This is a genomic window from Ruegeria sp. N10, assembly GCF_056531545.1.
In genome coordinates, this window is the sequence record NZ_JBQFLY010000014.1 from 33293 (window position 1) to 49894 (window position 16602).

The 16602-nt window shown below is 56.7% G+C and carries 17 protein-coding genes; 7 read left to right on the top strand and 10 right to left on the bottom strand.

Annotated features, from left to right (window positions below):
• The first annotated feature begins 2 nt into the window (after positions 1-2).
• Together ACR0JI_RS16810 and ACR0JI_RS16815 are read left to right on the top strand one after the other, a co-directional pair.
• Positions 3-716: an ABC transporter ATP-binding protein gene (locus ACR0JI_RS16810; protein WP_480477790.1), complete on the top strand. Its 714-nt coding sequence runs from the start codon at positions 3-5 to the stop codon at positions 714-716.
• Complete coding sequence (locus ACR0JI_RS16815; protein ID WP_480495217.1) at positions 713-1114, top strand: hypothetical protein; 402 nt, start codon at positions 713-715, stop codon at positions 1112-1114. Before ACR0JI_RS16810 ends, ACR0JI_RS16815 begins: the two co-directional genes overlap by 4 nt.
• A gap of 411 nt (positions 1115-1525) precedes the next feature.
• Here ACR0JI_RS16815 and ACR0JI_RS16820 read toward each other — a convergent pair whose 3' ends face one another.
• On the bottom strand, positions 1526-1933 hold the full coding sequence (locus tag ACR0JI_RS16820) for a MaoC family dehydratase (protein WP_480495218.1): 408 nt from the start codon (positions 1931-1933) through the stop codon (positions 1526-1528).
• A 59-nt stretch (positions 1934-1992) separates the two neighbouring features.
• Complete coding sequence (locus tag ACR0JI_RS16825) at positions 1993-3009, bottom strand: aldo/keto reductase (RefSeq protein WP_480477798.1); 1017 nt, start codon at positions 3007-3009, stop codon at positions 1993-1995.
• Between the two features lie 175 nt (positions 3010-3184).
• On the opposite strand from ACR0JI_RS16825, the gene ACR0JI_RS16830 reads away from it, so the two are divergent.
• The 4 genes from ACR0JI_RS16830 to ACR0JI_RS16845 are packed head-to-tail and all read left to right on the top strand — an operon-like array spanning position 3185 to position 7120.
• The gene (locus ACR0JI_RS16830; protein WP_480477800.1) at positions 3185-4330 is read left to right on the top strand and encodes an acyl-CoA dehydrogenase family protein; all 1146 of its coding nucleotides are present in this window, start codon (positions 3185-3187) and stop codon (positions 4328-4330) included.
• Positions 4327-5097: a 3-ketoacyl-ACP reductase gene (locus ACR0JI_RS16835; RefSeq protein WP_480477802.1), complete on the top strand. Its 771-nt coding sequence runs from the start codon at positions 4327-4329 to the stop codon at positions 5095-5097. Before ACR0JI_RS16830 ends, ACR0JI_RS16835 begins: the two co-directional genes overlap by 4 nt.
• A 9-nt stretch (positions 5098-5106) precedes the next feature.
• The gene (locus ACR0JI_RS16840; protein ID WP_480495220.1) at positions 5107-6255 is read left to right on the top strand and encodes a dihydrodipicolinate synthase family protein; all 1149 of its coding nucleotides are present in this window, start codon (positions 5107-5109) and stop codon (positions 6253-6255) included.
• 4 nt (positions 6256-6259) lie between these two features.
• The gene (locus tag ACR0JI_RS16845) at positions 6260-7120 is read left to right on the top strand and encodes a sugar phosphate isomerase/epimerase family protein (protein WP_480495222.1); all 861 of its coding nucleotides are present in this window, start codon (positions 6260-6262) and stop codon (positions 7118-7120) included.
• Positions 7121-7186: 66 nt separating this feature from the next.
• Here ACR0JI_RS16845 and ACR0JI_RS16850 read toward each other — a convergent pair whose 3' ends face one another.
• From ACR0JI_RS16850 to ACR0JI_RS16860, 3 genes are read right to left on the bottom strand one after another with little or no spacing between them, the layout of a single operon-like run.
• Positions 7187-7498, bottom strand: a complete 312-nt coding sequence (locus ACR0JI_RS16850; RefSeq protein ID WP_480495224.1) for a Dabb family protein — start codon at positions 7496-7498, stop codon at positions 7187-7189.
• A 25-nt stretch (positions 7499-7523) separates the two neighbouring features.
• On the bottom strand, positions 7524-8288 hold the full coding sequence (locus tag ACR0JI_RS16855; protein WP_480477811.1) for an enoyl-CoA hydratase/isomerase family protein: 765 nt from the start codon (positions 8286-8288) through the stop codon (positions 7524-7526).
• The gene (locus ACR0JI_RS16860; protein ID WP_480495226.1) at positions 8288-9868 is read right to left on the bottom strand and encodes an acyl CoA:acetate/3-ketoacid CoA transferase; all 1581 of its coding nucleotides are present in this window, start codon (positions 9866-9868) and stop codon (positions 8288-8290) included. The genes ACR0JI_RS16855 and ACR0JI_RS16860 overlap by 1 nt, the downstream gene beginning before the upstream one ends.
• A gap of 144 nt (positions 9869-10012) precedes the next feature.
• Between ACR0JI_RS16860 and ACR0JI_RS16865 the strand changes: the two genes are divergently transcribed.
• The gene (locus tag ACR0JI_RS16865) at positions 10013-10831 is read left to right on the top strand and encodes an aldo/keto reductase (protein ID WP_480477815.1); all 819 of its coding nucleotides are present in this window, start codon (positions 10013-10015) and stop codon (positions 10829-10831) included.
• Positions 10832-10906: 75 nt separating this feature from the next.
• Here ACR0JI_RS16865 and ACR0JI_RS16870 read toward each other — a convergent pair whose 3' ends face one another.
• From ACR0JI_RS16870 to ACR0JI_RS16890, 5 genes are read right to left on the bottom strand one after another with little or no spacing between them, the layout of a single operon-like run.
• Complete coding sequence (locus tag ACR0JI_RS16870) at positions 10907-12508, bottom strand: GMC family oxidoreductase (protein ID WP_480477817.1); 1602 nt, start codon at positions 12506-12508, stop codon at positions 10907-10909.
• On the bottom strand, positions 12508-14010 hold the full coding sequence (locus ACR0JI_RS16875) for an aldehyde dehydrogenase family protein (RefSeq protein ID WP_480495228.1): 1503 nt from the start codon (positions 14008-14010) through the stop codon (positions 12508-12510). The genes ACR0JI_RS16870 and ACR0JI_RS16875 overlap by 1 nt, the downstream gene beginning before the upstream one ends.
• A 28-nt stretch (positions 14011-14038) precedes the next feature.
• Positions 14039-14596, bottom strand: a complete 558-nt coding sequence (locus ACR0JI_RS16880) for a hypothetical protein (protein WP_480477822.1) — start codon at positions 14594-14596, stop codon at positions 14039-14041.
• Positions 14597-15655, bottom strand: a complete 1059-nt coding sequence (locus tag ACR0JI_RS16885; protein WP_480477824.1) for a zinc-dependent alcohol dehydrogenase — start codon at positions 15653-15655, stop codon at positions 14597-14599.
• On the bottom strand, positions 15652-16593 hold the full coding sequence (locus tag ACR0JI_RS16890; RefSeq protein ID WP_480477826.1) for an ABC transporter permease: 942 nt from the start codon (positions 16591-16593) through the stop codon (positions 15652-15654). The genes ACR0JI_RS16885 and ACR0JI_RS16890 overlap by 4 nt, the downstream gene beginning before the upstream one ends.
• Between the last annotated feature and the right edge of the window lie 9 nt (positions 16594-16602).

A 16602-nucleotide genomic window follows, 5' to 3' on the forward strand; every position in this document is an offset into this window, starting at 1 on the left:
TCATGCTCAATGATCCGCGCCGCGTGATTGTAGATGTTACCAATGTCTCCAAGCACTTTGGCGAAGGTGATGCTCGCGTCGACGCATTGAAGGGTGTTGATCTGTCAGTCCAGGCAGGCGAAGTCGTGGCACTACTCGGCCCGTCTGGATCGGGTAAAACGACGCTTCTGAATGTCATTGGCTGCATCATTGCTCCGAGTACGGGGAAGGTTACGCTGGACAATGAGGTGGTTTACGACAAGCAATGGCTGCGAAACGATCTGCGCAAGCTACGGCTCGACAAGATCGGGTTTATCTTTCAGTTCCATAATCTTCTGCCATTTCTCGATGCCAAAGATAACGTTGCCCTAGTGCTGAAACTGGCTGGAAAATCGACGATCGAAGCGCAAAGGCGCGCTATCGAACTGCTGGACTATCTGGAGGTCGGTCACCGCAGGGATGCGATGCCCGCGCTTCTGTCCGGAGGTGAGGCGCAGCGTGTGGCCATCGCACGCGCCCTTGCCAACAGCCCGCGCATCATTCTGGCAGATGAACCAACTGCGGCGCTTGACAGCCAGCGGGCCGGGATCGTGATGGACTTGATGCGCAAGCTCGCGGCTGAGCAAGACGCCTGCATCATCGCTGTGACACATGATGAAAAGATTTATGACCGGTTCGACAAGCTGTTCCACCTGCGCGACGGCCTACTTGATGGAACGGAAGGGGGCGTGACATGAGAAATGCGATCCTTGGCAACCGCGCCCTGAAAGTAGCGTCAAGCGTAGCATTAGTTTTCGGCGCGTTGACCGTATTCTCAGGCGGGTGGGCCTTGTTTGGTGGCGAGGAAGCACGCACCGCCGTTGGCGATGCGGTGCCCTTCGTGCTGTGGTTCAACTTTCTGGCGGGGTTCGCCTATGTCGTGGCCGGTATTGGGCTGTTTCTTCGGCACCGGTCAGCGGCCTGGATATCAACAGGCATTCTGGTTGCCACCGTTCTGGTTTTCCTGGCCTTCGGCGTTCATGTGTTGCAAGGCAACGCCTACGAGATGCGCACGGTTGGTGCGATGACCCTTCGCGCGGGTGTCTGGTTAGCCATTTCTGTTGTGGCTTGGATACATATCTTGCGAACGGATTGACCCTTACAGACCCTGATTTCCCGGCCGTAGAATATTTGGTGAAATCCAACGTCGCTTCACACATGGGACACGGCCTGGACAATGAATACATGACCGCTCTGTTCGGCTCTCGGTCATTGAGATGGTGTACCGCGTTCCTGATCACCGTCCTCTCAGAGTAATGGCCCAACTGAAGCGCTCAACCAAGCTCTTCATGGAAGAAACACCTACGGCAGTCATCGCGCCACTGATCGAGATCTGCACAACCAACGGGATCGCGGTCGCCAGAATAATCGCGAAGCGGCTTTTTTTGTACCACGAGGTCTGGCTTTCGGCTATTTGCCGAGATTGCGGGATAGGTGTGCCCGGTAAGTCGCTGCTTCTGGCCGCTCAAAAAGTTTGACACATCCGTGATGTCGACATGTCCGCACATCAATCTTGATGAAGGTGCAGATCAAAGATCAACTCATTGGTTCCCTGCTGAACTCTCAGATCATCTTGATTGAAAACATCAAACTGAAATTCAATGATCCCGCGTTTTCCCGATGTCGTAATGCGTTTTGAGACGACGATCAGATCAGCCCGGATCGTGTCACCTGCGAAGACGGGTTTCTCGAACCGCCAGTTCCACCCGAGCGACGCCAGGCCATCGGGTTTTGCTTGAGACTGAAACTTGAGCCCATCAACCACTGACAGCACAAGAAGGCCATGCGCAACGCGGGCTTTGAACCCCCGCCGCCGGGCTGCGTCATCGTCGAGATGAAGCTCATATTCATCTCTGGTCAGCGCGGCAAAAGCGGCAATGCGATCCGCAGAAATCTCTGCGGACCCCGTTTTCATGACATCCCCGACCGTTAGATCGTGATAGCCATATCTTCCTGCCGGCAGCGCAGTTCGCTTCATTCCGGGACTGGGGCGTCTTCTCGAAGAAGCCCCTTTGCCTTGAGGTCAGACCAAAACTCTGCGGGAGTGTCGTGGCTGAACCAGTTGAGGTTCTGGTCCAGCTGCTCGACCGTGCGGGTCCCGGCCAGAAAACTGGGGACTGCCGGGTGCGCCACAACAAATTGCAGTGCGGCTGCGGGCAAGGGCACGTTGTATTCCGCGCAAACAGCTTCGATCTTGGCGACTTTTCCCATGATCTCGGCTGGTGCTGGGGCGTAGTTGTACTTGGCCCCCTCCTTGGCACCAGTCGCCAGAATGCCGGAATTGAAGCCACCGCCAACAACCACCGCCGCGCCGCGCTCCTCGCAAAGTGGCAGGAATTTATCCAGCGCATCCTGTTCCAGCAAGGTGTAGCGCCCCGCCAGCAGGAAGCAGTCGAAGTCACGCTGCTCAAGCGCGGCGTGGCAGACTTCCCACTCGTTCACACCAACACCGATTGCTTTAACAACGCCTTGGTCGCGCAGGCTTTCCAGCGCTTTCCACGCACCATCCATAGCTTGTCTGAACACTTCGGGCTGTTCATCACCGCGCGTGAAGACATCGATATCGTGAATGAAACAGATATCCATCCGCTCCAAAGCCATCCGCTGCAAGCTGTCTTCAAACGACCGCATGACGCCGTCGTAAGTGTAATCAAAATGCATCGTGAACGGCGCAGCGTTAGTCCACGGAGCGAAATCGATATCCTGACGTCGGGCAGGCTTCAGCACGCGCCCCACTTTGGACGACAGGATGAAGTCGCCACGGTTCTTCCATCGCAAACTATAACCGGTCCGCATTTCCGAAAGGCCGTGGCCGTACATCGGTGCCGTGTCAAAATACCGAACACCCTTGCCCCAGGCATGCTGGATCATCGAATCCGATGTTTCTTCGTCGATTTCACGAAAGATGTTACCGATTGGCGCTGTGCCAAATCCAAAGGCGGTCACCTCTAGATCGACCCTACCAAATTTGTTTTTTGCATTCGGGTTCATGCGAGCCTCCCATTGGCAAACCGGAACCAGGAAAACGACCGGGTTGCGTATCTCTATTGTTTATTAAGTAACTGTTTGGTTATTTATCCTAATTTTTCAACCCGATCAAGCCACTTGACGAAGGCGGGTCTGGCAACGTATTAGTAACCGATTAGTTACATCTTGGGGCACAGCTATGTTTCTGACGGAAACCCACATTCAAGTCCGTGATATGACCCGGCAGTTCGCAGAGGATGTAATCCGCCCCGTGGCGGAAGAACTGGATCGGGACTCTCGCTTTCCGGCGGAAATTTATGATCAGATGGCCGAACTTGGCCTGTTTGGCATTGGTGTTCCCGAAGAGCTGGGCGGGCCTGGCTTTGACACCGTAACCTACGCGCTGGTGATGGAGGAGCTGTCCCGCGGCTACGCATCGATCGCAGATCAGTGCGGCCTGCTTGAGCTGGTTACAACCTTGCTGGTGCGTCACGGAACGGCGGAACAGCAGCAGAAATGGCTGGGCAATCTGCTGGCCGCCAAATTGCGGCCAGCCTATTGCATCACCGAACCCGAGGCGGGCACTGACGTGTCGGGTATCCGCACCACTGCGGTACGCGATGGTGAAGGATGGGTTTTGAACGGCGGCAAAATCTGGATTCACAACGCACCTGTTGCGGATTTGGGCTTTGTTCTGGCCCGAACAGATCCCGAGGCGGGACATCGCGGCATGTCCATCTTTGTGGTCGACCTGCACGCAGATGGCGTTTCGCGAGGTTCGAAAGAACTCAAAATGGGGCAACGCGCCAGTCAGGTAGGGCCTTTGTCATTCGACAATGTACGTCTGCCCGCTGATGCTTTGTTGGGTACCGAAGGGCGCGGCTTTCATATGATGATGAGCGTGCTCGACAAGGGCCGGGTCGGCATCGCGGCGCTAGCCGTCGGAATAGGTCAGGCAGGTCTGGAAGCCGCCACCGATTACGCGCAGCAGCGCAAACAATTCAACAAACCCATCTCGGATTTTCAGGGCGTTCAGTGGTTGCTGGCTGACATCGCCAAGGATGTCGAAGCGGCCCGGCTTCTGGTTCACTCGGCCGCCTACAAAATCGACACAGGCCAAGATGCAACCAAGGCCTGTTCAATGGCCAAGTGCTTTGCCGGGGATATGGCTGTTCAGCGCTCATCGGATGCTGTGCAGGTATTTGGCGGGTCCGGGTATATCCGTGGATTTGAGGTGGAACGCCTGTATCGCGATGCAAAAATCACCCAGATTTATGAGGGCACAAACCAGATTCAGCGTATGATCATAGCTCGGGAGTTGCTGACAAAAGGGGCAGCAACATGAGCGCGCACGCAGCACTTGTAACCGGGTCCTCCCGGGGGATCGGCCTTGCGGCAGCCGTAGCTTTGGCGCGCGAAGGTTTTGCCATCGCCGTCAACGGCCCCCAAATAGACGATGAACTGAGCGCCGCCGTGGACAGGATCCGCGCAATTGGCGTTCCGGTTGTAACCGCCGCTTTTGACGTTTCGAACACCGCAATCCACGATGAGCAGTTGGCAGCCGTAGAGGCAGCAATCGGCCCTCTAACGACACTTGTTAACAATGCTGGCGTCGGCGTGATGCAAAGAGGCGATCTGCTGGACGTCTCTGAAGAAAGCTATGATCGCTGCATGTCCGTGAACACGAAGGCGATGTTCTTTCTGTCGCAAGCCTTTGCCAGACGCCTTTTGGCGCGGGATCGGGACACGGAGACATTTCACAGCATCGTCAACGTGACCTCCTCGAACGCGGTGGCTGTTGCGGCCCCGCGGGCAGAATATTGCGCCTCGAAGGCTGCTGCCGCCATGATTTCCAAGACCTTCGCAGTGCGGCTCGGGCCCGAAAACATCGCGGTTTACGACGTCCAGCCCGGCCTGATCGCCACCGACATGACAGCCCCGGTGATCGAGCAGTACGACCAGCGCGCCAAGGACGGGCTGACTTTGTTCCCCAGGGTGGGTCACCCAGATGAGATGGGTAAGATCATCGCCTCTCTGGCCAGCGGCAAACTTCCTTATACAACCGGACAGGTAATCTCGGCGGATGCCGGGATGCTTGTTCCCCGTTACTGAGGTCACCCGATGAAGATCAGGCTTCCCGACACAACTGGCAAATTGCTTGACTACGCATTAGTCGGAACACCCGTCGCGCCCTCGAAACTGACACCCAATTCGGCCCGGGTATTGTATTCTGCCGCGCATGTGGTGGCCGACCCGTTTGGCGATCACGACCCGACAGGCCCAGCCCATGTGGACTGGGACAAGACGATGGAGTTCCGTCACTATCTTGCCGGTATGGGTATGGGTATTGCCGAGGCGATGGATACCGCCCAGCGCGGCATGGGTCTGGACTGGAAGGGCGCGCTGGAACTGATCCGCCGCACCAGGGAAGAACTGCCGGATGCGCTGGTCGCCAATGGCTGCGGCACTGATCATCTGGATCCTGCCGAAACGCGCTGTCTGGACGATGTGCGCCGCGCTTATCTGGAACAAGTCGATGCAATTCAGAAACTCGACGGCCGCATCATCCTGATGGCGTCGCGCGCCTTGGCGAAGGTTGCCAACGGACCCGAAGACTATGTCTCGGTATATAATGACGTGCTGTCCGCCTGCGACCATCCCGTAATCCTGCACTGGCTGGGCGAGATGTTCGACCCCCAGCTGGCCGGGTATTGGGGCACCGACAGATTCGATACCGCACTTGAAACCGCTCTGAACGTTATTAGCGGCAATGTGGACAAGGTTGAGGGCATCAAGATCTCGCTACTTGACGCAGAGAAAGAGATCGTCATGCGCCGTCTTCTGCCCAACGGCGTGAAGATGTATACGGGCGATGATTTTAGCTATCCCGAGTTAATCGAAGGCGACGAACAAGGCCATTCCCACGCCTTGCTGGGTATCTTTGACCCGCTGGCCCCGGCGGCGGCCTATGCAGTCAGCAAACTCAGCGAGGGTGACGCCAAAACCTTCCGTGCCACGCTTGATCCCACCGTGCCACTGGCGCGTCATATCTTCCGCGCCCCAACGCAATACTACAAAACCGGTGTTGTCTTTCTGGCCTGGCTCAACGGTTTTCAGGACCATTTCATCATGTTGAACGGCGCGCAGGCAACGCGGTCTCTGCCCTATTTCACTGATTGCTTCAAAATAGCGGATGCGTGTGGTTTGTTGCGCAACCCGGATCTGGCCGTCGAGCGGATGGGCAACTTGCTGAACTTATACGGAGCCTGAGGGGATGCGTGACTTCTCGCAGGATCATTCCGCGCTGGCCCTGAACACGGCGACCCTTGGCCACAATCTTGACGGCCATGGCGCCGGATGGCCGCCCGAACGTGTCATCCATGCCTGTGCCGAGCGGGGATATGGCGGCATCACATTCTGGCGGCGCGAACTGGGCGGACGTGAAGCCGAGTTCGGGCAGCGTGTTCGCGATGCGGGAATGCAGGTCGCGGGTCTGTGCCGAACACCTTTTCTGACCGGCCCTTTGGCGTTGCCAACCGATCAGCAGATCATGGATGATTTCCACCTGTCCATTGATCAGGCTGCGGCCTTGGGAACCTCGGTGCTGACCGTTGTCGCCGGTGGCCCAGAACCGGGCACCAAGGGTGTTCTGGAAAGCCAGAAAATCCTGGCCGACCGCGTTGCCCGCGCAGCCCCTTATGCGGCAGAGCGCGGGGTCCAACTGGCGCTGGAGCCGCTCAACCCTGCAACTGCAGGTAATCGCACTTGTCTGATGACCGCTGCCGATGCGCTGAATGTCTGCGACGCGGTTGCGGAAGGCAATGTAGGTGTCGCAATTGATGTCTATCACGTCTGGTGGGACACGACGCTGGCTGACACGCTGGCGACTCGCGCGAAGGGTCGCATTCTGAGATATCACCTGTGTGATTGGCTGGCAGATACAACAGATGTACTATTGGACCGGGGCATGATGGGTGACGGGGTAGCCGATCTGCCCGCGCTGCGTAGTGCGGTCGAAGCCGCCGGGTATAACGGACTGTGCGAAGTCGAGGTTTTTTCGGCTAACAACTGGTGGAAGCGCGACCCAAACGAAGTTCTGGACACAATCGTTGATCGTTTTCGAAGCTGTTGCTGAGAGTAAAACTGCCCGCGAGCCCGTTCGGTTCATCGCCACTACGTTAAAAAAAAGCAGTATCCCACATTACAGTTTAATGTCACATACAAAGACGCCGTCTAGACCTCCGGCGACTTTTGCCACAATACGGCTTCCGATTTCCTGATGCGTCGGATCAACCAAATAGGCATCCCGGACAATAGCGTCGCGAAAATCAAACCAGAACATATCATTGAACCCGCGAACCAAGTCCGTCTCGACCGAGACATTCTTGCGACTTTGGAAATCCAAAACACCGTCAATTCGATCCTTAAGGCTCTCAAGGTCCTGATACAGAGCTGTTTTCTGATCGTCTGACACGTCGACTTCAAAACGCAGGTGAACAAGGTGACGTATCATTTTGAGTTTCCCTTTCAGCGAGGTGTTACCAGAATTTAGCTTTTTCACGGCCCTTGTAGGCGGACAGACCGGTTTGCAGCTCGGGTTGTGCGGCAGCAATACGACCGGCGAGCGCCTCAAAGACACGCTCGCGCTCTTCTCCTTCGGCGGCATTGATCAGCATCTTCACCAACTCAGTTGCAACTGGTCCACGATGGCGCATGCTTTTGGCCAAGGTGACGGCGGTCGCCAGACCCTCGCCCTTTTCAACCACCCGATCGACGATCCCTGTCTCCAGCGCCGCTTCCGCCGAAAACTCTTCACCGAAGATAGCCATGCGCCGCACAAGCTGAGCACCAAACCGGCGCACCGCCCGCTGAGTTCCGGACCAGCCGGGGATTATACCAAGCGCGGGCTCGGGTTGACCGATCCGTATGTGGGATTCTGCGATGCGATAGTCTGCGCATGCCGCCAGCTCAAGTCCGCCGCCCAAAACATGGCCGTTCAGCACAGCAATCAACGGTTGCCGCAGGCGTGCAAGCGCGTCCAGCGCCTGATGCCCATCCCGTAACCAATGTCGACTAAACCCGTCCGGAGGTCGGCTTGCCCATGCGTCAATGTCGCCGCCCGCACAAAACCCCTTGCCCGCGCCAGTCAGGACAACAACATGCACATCGCCGGCATGTTCGATCTGTCGGCAGAGGATCAAAAGATCATCCATCATGGTTTCATCGATCGCATTCAACCGGTCAGGCCGGTTAATGGTCAGCCGTGCGACACCGTCCTCGATGTTCAGCAGAAAGTGCTCCATCAAGTCGCCTGCAGTTGCAGACCCATCGGGGCCGGATCAAACAGGTCTGCATCCATTGTTACCAAGTCATCCGAAACCAACAACGGGGTGGCCGCCTGATCCAGAACGTCTTGCTTCAGGTCCACGCCTGGCGCGATTTCGGTCACCATCAGGCCACGTTCCGTGAGTTTGATTACACAGCGCTCGGTCACGTAGGTCACGTCCTGCCCGTGCGCATTTGCGCGAATGCCGGAAAATGAAATCTGATCGACCTCGTGAACAAATTTTGCAACCTTACCCTCTTGCAAGATTTTCAATTGCCCATCTTCAACAGTCATTCTTGCCCCTGCATTGAAATTGCCCGAGAAAACGATCTTCCGGGCCCGCGCTGTTATATCAACAAAACCACCCGCCCCGGCCGTTCTGTGCGGAATGGCGGACAGACGTGAAACATTGACAGAGCCGGTCCTGTCAACTTCAAGGAACGACAGGAGCGAGGCGTCAAACCCACCCGCCTGAAAATAGCAGAACTGATGAGGCGACGGGACGAATGCCTCGGCATTGGCAGAACAACCGAACTTGAAATCCAGCAATGGCACGCCGCCGACCGCACCCTGTTCGATCATCCAGGTAACCGACCCGTGCAGCCCCTCTTCGACGAGAATGCGAGGGACATTGGCCGAGATACCAAAACCGATATTCACGGCCCAACCATTTTTCAGCTCTTTCGCAACCCGGCGTGCGATGACCTTCCCGACGTTGAATTCCGCCGTGCGGAAACTTTCGATGGGACGCGTCAGTTCACCTGAAATTGCCGGGTCGTATTCTGTCGCCGTCGTCTGCAATTGATCTGGGGCCTCGACAATCGCGTCAACCAGAATGCCCGGCACATGGACATCGTGGGGCCGAATGCTGCTGGCGGCAGCGATGCGCTTGGCCTGGGCGATCACGACACCGCCGTTGTTCCGCGCAGCCAGCGCCATTTCCATTGCCCCCAAATATGCGCCTTCGTGCTCGAAACTCAGATTGCCCTTTTCATCAGCGGTGGTGGCGCGAATTATCGCCACGTTTGGGGCCATGGATTTGAAATACAGCCAATCCTCACCTTCGAACTCCATACGTTTGACGATTGGTTCGGCACGGGCTGCATCGTTCATGGCGCAACCTTCGATGTCGGGGTCCACAAATGTGTCCATCCCTACCTTGGTCAAAACACCAGGCCGCTTGGCCGCTGCTTCACGCAACATGTCAAAGATGATGCCCGACGGGACATTATAGGCGCGCACCTGTTCGCCTGTGATCATTTGCCAGATAAGCGGAGGTTCGGCCTTGCTGGGACCTGAAGGGTACGAGCCGCCAATGATCCGGGTCAACAGACCGGGTTTTGCGATGTGATCCACGCCTTTGGTGCCAAACATATCCCCAGCCGCGATAGGATGGATCGTCGTCAGGCTACTTGGCGCACCTTCCTCGTCAAAGCGTTCGCCCAGACCTTTGAGAACCGCATCGGGGCAGCACAGTCCGCTTGACGAGTTTATTGCCACTGTCGCCCCGTCAGGAACAAGGTTTGCTGCTTCGCGTGCCGTCATCTGCTTTGTCATGCGATCCTCACGAAGGTAACTAACTGGTTATATGTATGCCTTGGCAGGCTTCCAAAATCAACCAGAATTAATCACACAGCAGAATTGACCTAACAACAAGTAACCAATAAGTTACTTACTAACTTGAGATCAGGGAGAACCGCTATGAATATCTACTTTCAAAACACCAATCAGCGTACTTTTGGCACATTCCCACTAACCGGAAACGAACTTCGGGACGCCATGATAATCGCGGCAGAGGTCGGATATCGCTCGTTCGACACAGCACAAATGTATGAAAACGAAAAAGAAACTGGAGACGCGCTGGCTGAGCTTGGTCTTGCCCGCAACGAGGTTTGCGTCACCACAAAAGTCCATCCCGACAATTTCGGCGCAGCGGCGTTTCTACCGTCCGTTAAGGAGAGCCTGAAGAAACTGCGACTGGATTACGTCGACGTTTTGCTTTTGCACTGGCCTCCAATCGGCGGCGACATCGCGCCATCCCTCAAACAGTTGGAACTAGCACATGCAAATGGGCTGGCCAGGAATATCGGTGTTTCGAATTACACGGCGCAGATGATGCGGGACGCAACCAAAATCATCGATACGCCGTTGGTAACGAACCAGGTCGAGTTCCATCCGTTGCTGAATCAGGATATCCTGCTTGCAGCGGCCAGTGAAACCGGGATTCCACTTTCCTCTTATTGCTCGGTTGCGCGTGGCGAAGTCTTCAAACATCCGATCTTTGCCGAAATCGGTGAAGGTTATGGAAAGACCGCAGGTCAGGTAGTGTTGCGGTGGATTCTGCAAAAAGGCGTCTCGATCAACACGATGTCCACCAAACGCGCCAATATTCAGGCTAATTTCGAAGTAATGGACTTTACGCTTTCCAGCATTGACATGGATCGGGTTGATGCCATGACCCGGGCCGGCTACCGGATTGTCAGCGAAGATCTGGTGCCTTGGGCGCCTGAATGGGACTAAACAAAAAAAACGGCGGTGCCGCTATTAGGCACCGCCAGTTCGGGGAGTTATCCAAGCCTTTGAGAGCGGAATAGCTTAGCAATTACCCCTGATCATGTCAGAAGCTTTCTCTGCCATCATTATTGTCGGGGCATTGGTGTTTGATCCGATCAGGCTGGGCATTGCCGAGCTGTCGCAAATTCGCAACCCTTCAATCCCATGCACGCGCATCCGCGGATCGACCACCGCCATCTCATCCACGCCCATCTTACAGGTGCATGTGGGGTGATAGGATGTACGCCCGTATTGCCGTGCATAAGCTTCGAACTCGGCGTGTGTCCTGACACTGTCATCCGGGAACCGGATCTTGCGGATATATCTCTGCAGGCTTTTCTGCCGGAAGATCTCGACACTGTGTTTCACTCCCTCGATCGAGGTTTTCAGGTCATCGGGATGCCCAAGGAAGTTGGGGTCAACGAGCGGCATGTCCTCGACCCGGTTTGAGCGCAGCCGCACAGTACCTCGTGCCTTGGGACGCAAGGTGTAGGAGTTCAGTGTGATACCCGAGCTGCCTTTGGGAACACTTGGCACACCGGCCTCGGCACCGGCGCCGGCCAGGAAATGAAACTGCAAATCAGGCTGACTTTCGGACCTGTCACCGTACCAGAATGCGCCACCTTCCACCACGTTCGATGCCACCGGCCCTGACCCGAACAAGTAATATTGAATCCCGGCCCACATCGCCCAGTGCGGTTTGTTGTATTTGTCGAGGCTTTGATGCCCATTCAACTCTGCCACGATATCAATGCCGAAATGGTCATTCAGGTTTTCACCTACTCCCGGCAGATCTTGTTTGACCTCGATCCCATGCGCGCGCAGATGCGCGGCCGGACCAAGGCCTGACAGCATCATCAGTTTGGGTGTGCCGATCGCACCAGACGTCACCAGAACCTCCTGATCGACCGCCACCCGCCGCATCTGTCCACTCTTGTCGTATTCAACACCGGTCGCACGCCCACCTTCGATCAAAATGCGATGCACCTGGCAGCCGGTTTCAACGGACAGGTTTGGTCGTGATAGCGCCGGTTTCAGGTAACCCACCGCCGCCGAACAGCGTTTCGCGTTCCATATCGTGGTCTGATAGACACCCGCCCCTTCCTGAACCGCGCCATTGAAGTCAGGATTATAGGGAATGCCCGCCTCCTGACAGGAACGCACAAAGGCACGCGTCATTTCCTGTGGCGAAGCGATATTCGATACGCCCAATGGACCTTCGGTCCCGTGCCAGTCACCAGAAAGAATTGCATTGCGTTCCGAGCGGACAAAATACTTCTGGATTCCCTTGAACGACCAGCCCTCGCAGCCTTCTTCCTTGGCCCAGCGATCATAGTCGATGGGGTTGCCTCGGGTGAACACCTCGGCATTGATTGAGCTGCCACCGCCGATCACCCGACCTTGAGCATAAGGAATCTCGCGGTTGTTGGCGTTGACCTGCGGAACTGTAGTGAAACCCCATGTGTGGGGACCGTCAGTCATCTTGGCAAAACCCACAGGCATGTGGATCAGCGGATGGCTGTCCTTGCCGCCAGCCTCCAGTAGCAGAACCCTGGCCGCGCTGTCTTCGGTCAGGCGGTTCGCCAGAACGCATCCGGCCGAGCCACCGCCGACGATAACATAGTCATATCCAGTTTCAGCCATCACTCCACCCAATGCGTCCGCTTGCCGATCTCGATATGGATCGATTTGACCTGCGTATATTCCTCGACCCCGTGCATTCCGGCCTCACGCCCCCAGCCGGACGCCTTGAAACCTCCAATCGGCAGTTCCGGTCCCCCGGCCAAAGTGGTGTTAACCCAAAACCGGCCCGCCTGAACCCGACGCGAGACGGTCAGTGCCGTGTCGATATTCTTGGTCCAGACACTCGCGGCCAGCCCATATTCCGTATCGTTGGCAATCGCGATTGCGTCGTCAATCGTATCGAACGGAATCACGCACAGGACGGGGCCGAAAATCTCTTCCTGGGCAATCGCCATGTCCATCGTGACATTGGTGAAGACAGCCGGGTCGATATACTGGCCACCGGAAATCTCGGGCGTGGTTCCGCCTGTCAGCAGCGTCGCCCCTTCTTCCTGGCCTTTTGCGATGTAAGACAGGATAGTGCGGTTCTGCGCATCCGTAGTAATTGCTCCGGCCTGAGTGTTTTCATCAAGTGGATCGCCAACACGTACCTTCCGTAGCTTGTCTGCCACTTGGTTTGAAAACTCCTCCGCGACCGATCGTTCGACCAGAAGGCGGGCACCGGATACGCAGCATTGCCCGGTATTGAACGCGATACCAAAGGCAACGCCGTCGGCGGCATCCTCCAGATCGGCATCCGCAAACACGATTTGCGGGTTTTTGCCGCCAAGTTCCAGCCCCAACTTCTTGAAGTTGCTCTGGCCAGACGCCGCAACCACCGACCGGCCGACGGCAGTCGAGCCGGTGAAAGACAGCATGTCGACATCCATATGCTCGGCCAGTTTCTGGCCAATCACACTGCCCGCGCCGGTGACGACATTAAAAACCCCGTCAGGCAACCCGGCCTCACTGAGAATTTCCGCAAGAAGCAGGGTTGTTGCGCTGGTCACCTCGGAAGGCTTGGCGACAATCGTACAGCCAGAGGCAAGGATATACGGCACCCTCTCGCAAAGGATCAGAAACGGAAAATTCCAGGGCGTGATAAGTCCGACGACACCCACGGGTTCACGGGTGACGATACCCATTGCCCTGTCGCCGCTGTTGTTGAAGCTGTCACCATGCAACGCGCGCGCAAGGCCTGAGGCAAACTCGAACATCCCGACACAGCCCTTAACTTCGACCCGCGCCTGACTGATTGGCTTGCCGTTTTCCAGCGTTTCCCAATAGGCAATCTCATCTGTGCGAGTGTGGATCAGCTCTGCCGCCTTCAATAGTACCGCGGCGCGATCAGCGCCGGACAGACCACACCAGCGACGATCATCAAACGCATTTCTGGCCGAGGCGACAATCGCGTTCAGATCGTCCTCGGTGCAGCGGGGAATGCGGGTCACCGGAACGCCGTGACCTGGTGAGGATCGTTCGAATACCTCACGGTCTCCGGCAGGCACCCATTGCCCATCCAGAAAAAAGCCAAACTCCCGCGGCTCAGACGGCGGTGTCAGAATGTGGCTCTTTTGATCCATTTGATGTGCTCCATCGTTGCGTTTCGACTCAGGCCGACGCGTCCAGCCTGTCGCGGAAATCGTTCCAGCCACCATCAACCGAAGACGGCGCATCATGCCATTGGTGCAACATCTCTCCGGTCGCCGGGTCATTGTCTGGGATCGGTAGCATCATGATCCGCTTGGCTGCTGCTTGAAACAACTCGGGCGTCAGGAAAGCTTCCTGAATATTGTCCCAGTCGCGGCCTCCGGCATAACCACCGCACATCATGATGTCGTCCGAGCACCCGACCATCTCATGGCTGACACCTGCGGGCATGACGATCACGTCGCCGATTTCAATCCGCACTCTGGTCCAGCCTTCCACAGACAGGTTGAATTCCATCCAGCCTGCGGCACAGCCCAGGCATTCATGTGAGGTCGAGTGGAAATGAGGGTATTCGTAAATGCCAGGGTATTCCCAGTTGTTCCCCCACCCATTTGAACGAAACCGCGACTTGACCGCATCCACTCCACCACCGGGAATTGCTCCTCGATGGACCAGCAGCGGAAAGCGGCTGTTGGGGATCATACCTTCGGGTTTCGATTTGTAGATTTCAACAGTCAATTACAGCTCCTCCCCGGTTGGATGATGCGCTATGACAATCTGGGTTTTCAGGTCCTTTGGCCGGTCCCGGAAGCTGTCAAACGCCTCCTGAATGCGATCCAGCGTGTAAGTGGCTTGGGTAAAGAGACCGGTCTTGATCCGGCCATGCGTCAGCAAAGTCAGGGCATCGTGCATATCCTGACCCATGCCTGCGACGGACCCTTTGATCGAGTTCTCCTGCAGGATGGTCTGCAAGATATCGACCGGCAATGTCTTCCCAGCACCGGTCAAGCCAAAGGCCGCTATGTGGCCGCCCTTGCGGATCAGTTGCATCGCCTGCCGGTACAACGCCGGCAGACCAACACTTTCAATCACCACATCCGCGCCGCGCCCGCCCGTGTGTTTCAGGACGGTTTGTTCCAGCATGGCCGCGTCGGTAACACCGATGTCGGCCCCCGCCTCAAGTGCCATGCTGACCCGATCCTCGGACAGATCCGCCACGATGACCGGAGCGGCACCGATAGTACGAAGCAGCTGCACATGCAGATTGCCGATGGGCCCTGCGCCCAAGACCACTACGGATTGACCGAAGGTGATATTGGCCTTGCGCGCGCAGCGCACTACACAGGCCAAAGGTTCGGTCAGGGTCAGAACCTCGGCGGGAACGTCGTCCGGGGCCGGGATCACCAGCCTGGCGGGAACCGAAATATATTCTGCGAAAGCTCCGTCCATGGTGATACCCAACTGCTGCATCTCAGGGCAGTTCAGTATCTCGTTCCGGAGGCACCAATAACAGGTGCCGCAGCCAATATTCATATCAACCACAACCGGAGCACCCAAACTCAGGCCGGTCACACCCTCGCCTAAAGCTGCAATTGTTCCGGTAAATTCGTGACCCGGAATCATCGGTAGTTTTTCCACCGAATAGTGGCCTTTGAAGATATGAATGTCCGTGCCACAGATGCCGACCCGCGATATGCGAACCAGCACCTCGCCCCAACCAGGATCAGGGCGCGGCACATCCCGAACCTCGAACTGTCCCGGCCTGGTCAGGACAGCGGCTTTCATGGTCCCGGTCATTTCACGACCCTGAGCTTTGATCGATCGATGGTCAGAGCAATCGCCACGATCAGGATGATGCCAAAAACCATCTGTTGCTTCGTGGCGTCCACTTCGAAATACAGCATCGAGGACCGGATCACCGCCACGATAAGTGTACCTATCAACGTGTTGATGACGCCGCCGACGCCACCGGTCAGCGGGGTGCCGCCAACCAGAACCGCGACGATTGCAGGCAGCAGGAACCCGTTCGCCAGTGTGGGAGAACCACCGGACAGCTTGACCGAGAACAGCAGGCCCGCAATCGCCGCCAGCCCGCCGGACAGCGCGAATGCCATAATCTTGATCCGGTTGACATTCAGACCCGAGGCGACCGCCGCAGGTTCCCCCGCGCCCACCGCCTTGAGCGCACGCCCGAAGATCGTCCGCGACTGCAGGAACCACGCACCCAGAACCAGAACAGCCGCAATGATCAACTCGCTTGGCAGACCGAAAATTGACCTGGTCATCCAGCCGAACGTCGCATCCCGCAACGCCGCGTCCATGAACAAGGCGCGCTGACCCGAAAGGTATTGCGCCGTCGAAAACGCGATACCGCCAACCGCCAGGGTCGAGATGAACGACGGCACGAACAGTCGCGTTGTTACGTAACCCGAGATACTGCCCAGAACGACGCCTGACAGAATGCAGATCAGCCCCGCACCAATGCCGAAGGTTGGCAGAGCGATGGTGGCTACAACAGTTGTCATATTTGCAATTGATTGGGCCGACAGGTCGATACCGCCGATATAGATGGCAAACGTCATGCCAAGGGCCATGATGAACAATGGCACGATGTCGGCCACCATCGATATCAGGTTCGCGGGTCGCAGGAAATTTGAATCCGCGAGGCCAACCACCAGCACAAGCGCCAGCAAGGTGATCCAGGGCAGATGGGGTTTGATGCGTTCGAAACTCATGGCGCGTGC

What these genes read in the sequence shown, in the direction of transcription:
- ACR0JI_RS16840 (WP_480495220.1), top strand. Translation starts at nt 5,107, where the DNA reads ATGAAGATCAGGCTTCCCGACACAACTGGCAAATTGCTTGACTACGCA.
- ACR0JI_RS16885 (WP_480477824.1), bottom strand. Translation starts at nt 15,655, where the DNA reads ATGACCGGGACCATGAAAGCCGCTGTCCTGACCAGGCCGGGACAGTTC.
- ACR0JI_RS16830 (WP_480477800.1), top strand. Translation starts at nt 3,185, where the DNA reads ATGTTTCTGACGGAAACCCACATTCAAGTCCGTGATATGACCCGGCAG.
- ACR0JI_RS16815 (WP_480495217.1), top strand. Translation starts at nt 713, where the DNA reads ATGAGAAATGCGATCCTTGGCAACCGCGCCCTGAAAGTAGCGTCAAGC.
- ACR0JI_RS16820 (WP_480495218.1), bottom strand. Translation starts at nt 1,933, where the DNA reads ATGAAAACGGGGTCCGCAGAGATTTCTGCGGATCGCATTGCCGCTTTT.
- ACR0JI_RS16875 (WP_480495228.1), bottom strand. Translation starts at nt 14,010, where the DNA reads ATGGATCAAAAGAGCCACATTCTGACACCGCCGTCTGAGCCGCGGGAG.
- ACR0JI_RS16870 (WP_480477817.1), bottom strand. Translation starts at nt 12,508, where the DNA reads ATGGCTGAAACTGGATATGACTATGTTATCGTCGGCGGTGGCTCGGCC.
- ACR0JI_RS16835 (WP_480477802.1), top strand. Translation starts at nt 4,327, where the DNA reads ATGAGCGCGCACGCAGCACTTGTAACCGGGTCCTCCCGGGGGATCGGC.
- ACR0JI_RS16860 (WP_480495226.1), bottom strand. Translation starts at nt 9,868, where the DNA reads ATGACAAAGCAGATGACGGCACGCGAAGCAGCAAACCTTGTTCCTGAC.
- ACR0JI_RS16845 (WP_480495222.1), top strand. Translation starts at nt 6,260, where the DNA reads ATGCGTGACTTCTCGCAGGATCATTCCGCGCTGGCCCTGAACACGGCG.
- ACR0JI_RS16890 (WP_480477826.1), bottom strand. Translation starts at nt 16,593, where the DNA reads ATGAGTTTCGAACGCATCAAACCCCATCTGCCCTGGATCACCTTGCTG.
- ACR0JI_RS16825 (WP_480477798.1), bottom strand. Translation starts at nt 3,009, where the DNA reads ATGAACCCGAATGCAAAAAACAAATTTGGTAGGGTCGATCTAGAGGTG.
- ACR0JI_RS16865 (WP_480477815.1), top strand. Translation starts at nt 10,013, where the DNA reads ATGAATATCTACTTTCAAAACACCAATCAGCGTACTTTTGGCACATTC.
- ACR0JI_RS16855 (WP_480477811.1), bottom strand. Translation starts at nt 8,288, where the DNA reads ATGGAGCACTTTCTGCTGAACATCGAGGACGGTGTCGCACGGCTGACC.
- ACR0JI_RS16850 (WP_480495224.1), bottom strand. Translation starts at nt 7,498, where the DNA reads ATGATACGTCACCTTGTTCACCTGCGTTTTGAAGTCGACGTGTCAGAC.
- ACR0JI_RS16810 (WP_480477790.1), top strand. Translation starts at nt 3, where the DNA reads ATGCTCAATGATCCGCGCCGCGTGATTGTAGATGTTACCAATGTCTCC.